Consider the following 4,502-nt stretch of genomic DNA (forward strand, 5'->3'; position numbering starts at 1 on the left):
CCTGGCGAGCGCTCTTCGTGGGAGGAGGCCCGCTGGAGGCGAGCCTGCGCGCCTGGGCCGAACGCCAGGGCCATCGGGTCCGAGTCATCACCGGCGTGCCGCATGCCCGGGTGCCCCGAGTGCTCAACGGAATGGATGTGCTCTGCGCGCCGAGCCAGACCACGCCCCGGTGGAAGGAGCAGTTTGGCCGGATGCTGGCGGAAGGGTTCGCGTGCGGAGTGCCGGTGATGACGAGTAACTCTGGAGAGATCCCCCACACCGCGGGGGACGCGGGGCGGGTGCTGCCGGAGGCGGACGAGTCGGCCTGGGCCGCGGCGCTGTCGGAGTTGCTGGAGAGCCCAGACCGCCGCCGCGAGCTGTCCGACCGAGGCCGCGAGCGCGCGGTGACACGGTTCGCCTGGCCCGTGGTGGCGCGGGAGCACCTCGACTTCTTCGAGTCGGTGCTCGGCTGAGCACGCCTGGTTCAGGGGACGTTAGAAACGGGCTCTCGCGAAGTGCGCCACGCCGCCGTTCTCACCGTCGAGCTGATCGTGGCGGAGCCTCAGGCTGGAGCGCTCCAACGCCTGGAACAGCGCTTGTTTCGGGCCGTTGGGGTGGTACTCCATCTGCCACGCGTCGATGTCTGCCAGCGTGTCAGGCATTGCCTCAGGCAGGAAGGCGTGCTCGGCGCCCTCGATGTCCATCTTCACGAGATCGATGCGCCGAGTGCCCGTCACGCGCCGCACCTCCTCCAGAGCCCCGGCCAGATCGAGCGTCCGTACCTCCAACGTGGCCTGAGCCGTGGAAGCGGCCCCCAAGCCGCGCGACTGGCTCGGGATGGAGGGATCCGCGTTCATCAATGCCGATCCGGCCTGCCGCGCGACCGCCACCGGCAGGCACGTCACCCGCCCTTCAAGCCCGTTCAGTCGGATCGTCTCCTGGAGCCGGCCGAACGTCTCGGGGAAGGGCTCGAAGCAGACGATCTTCGCATGAGGCGCCGCTCGCGCCGCCAGCACCGCGAATGCGCCGTAGTTGGCGCCGAAGTCCACCACCACCTTCGCGTCCCGCGGTACCTCATACTCGTGCCGACAGAAGAGGATCCACGCCGTGACCAGATCGTGAAAGGACTCCAGCGGCAGCACAAAGCCATCCCGCATCTCGAACCGCGCCGGGTAGGGCAGCTTCGTGAGCCCCAGGTAGGCGCTGGTGATGCCCGCCCAGCCCCGAATCGAGCCCGCGCAGCGCGTGACCTCGGGGAGCCGGTGGAGTTGGCGCACCCCTCGAACCAGTCTGGAAATCATACCCTCTGTGCTCCTCGGAGTTCCTGGGCCCGCTCGCGCTCGAGCAGGTCCACGATGGCGGCGGCCATCCCATCCCACGTCTGCGAGCGCAGCTCCCCCGCCAGCCGGAGGGTATGGGGGATTAGCTCCGCTTCGCGTCCCCTCCATGTCTCCAGGCGCCGCACCAGCTCCTCGACGTCATCCGGATCATCGATCAACAGATCCCTCAGCTCGGCCGGGTAGCGCTCGGCGACGCCGGCGGTCCGGCTCACCAGCGCGGGCAGCCCGGTACACAGCGCCTCGTGGACGCCCAGCCCGTACGCCTCATAGCGCGTGGGAGAGATCAGCAGATCCGCGGCGGCCATCAGCGCGGGCACGTCCTTGCGGAAGCCCAGGAACTGGATGCGCTCGCCCAGCCCACGCTGCCGGGCCTCACGCTCCCACGCCTCACGCTGGGCACCCACGCCCACCACCTTCAAGTCCACATTCCAGTCCCCGCGCGAGCACAGCCGCGCCCACGCCGGGAAGACCGTGTCGAACCCCTTGCGCTTGTCCCCGAGCGCGCCGACGAAGAGCGCCACCCGCCGCTCCTCGGGCCACCCCAGCGCCGCGCGCGCTTCTCGCCGCTCCTCGGGCGCACGGGGGCGGAACCGCTCCGGGTCAATGCCGTAATAGATGACGTGGACGCGCTCGGGCTGCGCGCCGGTGGCCGCTACCAGGTCCGCCTTGGTCCGCTCCGAGTTGGCGATGATGACGCGCGCACGTTGCAGCGCCTGGCGCTCGCCGCGCAGGTACAGCCTGTGGCTCACCTGGCCCTTGAGGCGGCGGAGCAGCGAGCCGGGGCCTTGGGAGGCATAGGCCCCATGGACATAGTGGACCCAGTTGGCAGCGGGCACCACGCAGTTGCCTCCATTGGCCAGCACCTGTCCGCCCTCGGCCAGCGTGCGCCGCGTCCAGAGCCGCCCTACCACGTCCAGCAGCGGCTCGCCCAGCATGTACGCACCGGCAGGCTTGGGCACGCGCACGAAGCGCACGTTCGAGAAGCCCAGCAGCTCATCCGCCACCCGGTGCGCCACGAGGCGCAACGGCACTCCCTGGCGCGCCAGATAGCTCGCCAGCGCGAGGTTGGCCCGATCCATGCCGCCGGTGGCGACGAAGTCACCGGCGATGAGGGTGTAGGGTCTCATGCAAGGGGAGAGGCGCAGCCTGCCGGGTCGAGTGGGAGAAGGCGCCGAAGAGCGCGGCGTTGAGCAGCCAGAACTCCATGCCCGCCTGGCTCATGAAGAAGGGGTAGCTGAAGGTGATGGCGATGGCGCCCACGTTGTAGCCAAAGAGGAGGGTGCCCCACAGCGAGAACTCGTTGTGGTCATCCCGGCGTAAGGCCAGCCGCAAGGCCCAGAACAGCGACACGAGCAACCCCAGTGGATAGAGCACCAGCACGGGGAGGCCGCCATCGTAGACCCAGGCCGTCCATTGGATCTCCGCCCAGAGGGCAGAAGAGAGGTCGCCGAAGTAGGCGTTGGCCATCCCATAACGACCGAGCCCCGCTCCGAGCGGGTATTGGGGCAGGAAGTAGCCGACCGTGTTCTCCAGGAAGTGGCCCCGGTTGCTGTAGTAGACGTCTCCCGCGTCGACCGAGACGAGGCTGCCCCAGCGCTGAGTGACGGCGTCTCCGCCCATGGCCACGGCCCACCCGAAGCCGACGACGGCGAAGCCGCCCACCACGAGGAGCAATTGGGTCAGCCGCAGCAGCCGGCCGTTCAGCGCGAGCACGGCTCCCATCGCCAGCAGGCACGCGAGCAACATCAGCGCGGTGGCGCGCACCTGGCAGAGGTAGAGGCTGACAACTCCCAGGAAGATTCCGCCCACGCTCAGCAGACGGATCAGCCCTCGCTTCGAGCTGATGAGGAACCCGGCTCCCAGCAGCACCGAGTAGAAGGCTCCCGTGGCGGCTCCGCCCGGCGTGTCGGTGAGCCCGAAGGGCCGGAAGACGCGCTGGCCGCTGGCCAACTCGAACTGGAGGCTCTGGGTGTAGTCCTCGCCAACGGCCTCAATGACGGATGACAGTGCGGGCTGGAACCTGCCTGGGAAAGAGATCTGCAGCACTCCCACGCCAGCGCTGGCCGCGTTGAAGAGGAAGAGCAGCGCCAGGGTACGCCGGAACGCCTTCGCGTCCATGCGCAGCCTCGTCCCCCAGATCAGCGGCGCCATGATGGACAGCTGGATGCCCAGCTGGGCCAGGCCCGCCAGCGCCGTGCCTGCCTCTGGATGGAAGAAGTTCAGAGCGGTGAACCCCATCGCCCCGAGCACCAAGGGCAAGGCCGGGTGCCGCAAGGAACGTCCCGGCACGAGCACGAGCATTGCCAGGCTGGCGCCGAACGACAGGATGCGGAACACCACGCGCAGCGCCGATAAGGATTCCACCAGCAGCGCGAGCTGGCAGAGGATCTCCAAGGCGATGAAACAGGGCACCACGAGGCTCGAGGCCCAGAAGTTCTGGGGTGGCGGAGCGGAGGTGGAGCCTTCGTCGCTCGCGGCGGCAGGAGCCACGGCGGAGGCAGGGCTTCCTTCGACGGCCGGTGGCTCCACCGGGGGGGGCACGGGGCGGGTGTGGCGCTGCCTCAGGACACCGGGGCCCTTGAGTTGCGGGCGTACGGAGGAGGCTCCGAACCGAGGGCTCCTCATGGGCGAGCCCCCTGCCTGAGAGACCGAACGTCTTCCTCCAGTCCGCGCAGGAACGCGGACGGCTCGCACAACGCCACGGCGCGCGAGGGACCTGCCGCCCCGAGCTGGCGCCGCGCCTCTCCATCCTGGATCAGCCGCTGAAGCGCCTGGGCCAGCGGCTCCGGCGCTGGCGGCACGAGGACGCCGCACGTGCTGTCAATCGTCTCCAGCGGCCCTCCCATGGAGGTGGTGACCACGGGCAGCCCCGCATGCAGCGCCTCGATGAACGCCAGGCCGAACGAGTCGGAGGCCGTATTGGGCTGACAGTGGAGATCCCCCGCGGCCAGCAGGCGCTGCACATCCGAGCGTTGTCCGAGGAACCGCACGCGCTCGCGGATGCCCAGCCCGGAGGCCAGCGCCTCCAGCTCCGCCAGGTAGCGCACCTCCATCGGGCGCTGCGCACCTCCCGCCACCCACAGCACCCAGTCCGGCACACTCCTCAGCCGCCCGAGCGCGTCCAGCAATAGGCGGTGTCCCTTGCCCTCCTCCATCCGGCAGCACTGCACGATGACGACATCC

5 protein-coding genes are annotated in these 4,502 nt (G+C 69.4%); 1 reads left to right on the plus strand and 4 read right to left on the minus strand.

Annotation, left to right across the window (positions count from 1 at the left end; all coding sequences use genetic code 11):
* Positions 1-452: glycosyltransferase family 4 protein (locus ACJ8AT_RS34375; protein WP_407742187.1), on the plus strand; the 452-nt coding region annotated here is incomplete at its 5' end.
* 21 nt (positions 453-473) lie between these two features.
* On the opposite strand, the gene ACJ8AT_RS34380 is transcribed toward ACJ8AT_RS34375, so the two are convergent.
* The 4 genes from ACJ8AT_RS34380 to ACJ8AT_RS34395 form a co-directional block, all read right to left on the minus strand.
* Positions 474-1,280, minus strand: a complete 807-nt coding sequence (locus ACJ8AT_RS34380) for an FkbM family methyltransferase (protein WP_407742188.1) — start codon at positions 1,278-1,280, stop codon at positions 474-476.
* Positions 1,277-2,446: a glycosyltransferase family 4 protein gene (locus tag ACJ8AT_RS34385; protein ID WP_407742189.1), complete on the minus strand. Its 1,170-nt coding sequence runs from the start codon at positions 2,444-2,446 to the stop codon at positions 1,277-1,279. Before ACJ8AT_RS34385 ends, ACJ8AT_RS34380 begins: the two co-directional genes overlap by 4 nt.
* Entirely contained in the window at positions 2,418-3,860 is a 1,443-nt protein-coding gene (locus ACJ8AT_RS34390; RefSeq protein WP_407742190.1) for a hypothetical protein, read from the minus strand. Before ACJ8AT_RS34390 ends, ACJ8AT_RS34385 begins: the two co-directional genes overlap by 29 nt.
* Before the next feature lie 80 nt (positions 3,861-3,940).
* Positions 3,941-4,502 (minus strand): glycosyltransferase (locus ACJ8AT_RS34395; RefSeq protein ID WP_407742191.1); only part of this gene is annotated, 562 nt, incomplete at its 5' end.

It is taken from the genome of Hyalangium sp. (assembly GCF_045802625.1).
GTDB lineage: Bacteria > Myxococcota > Myxococcia > Myxococcales > Myxococcaceae > Hyalangium.

Bases quoted from the DNA above. Each gene is read 5' to 3' on its own strand.
- ACJ8AT_RS34385 (WP_407742189.1), bottom strand. From the start codon at position 2,446: ATGAGACCCTACACCCTCATCGCCGGTGACTTCGTCGCCACCGGCGGC.
- ACJ8AT_RS34380 (WP_407742188.1), bottom strand. From the start codon at position 1,280: ATGATTTCCAGACTGGTTCGAGGGGTGCGCCAACTCCACCGGCTCCCC.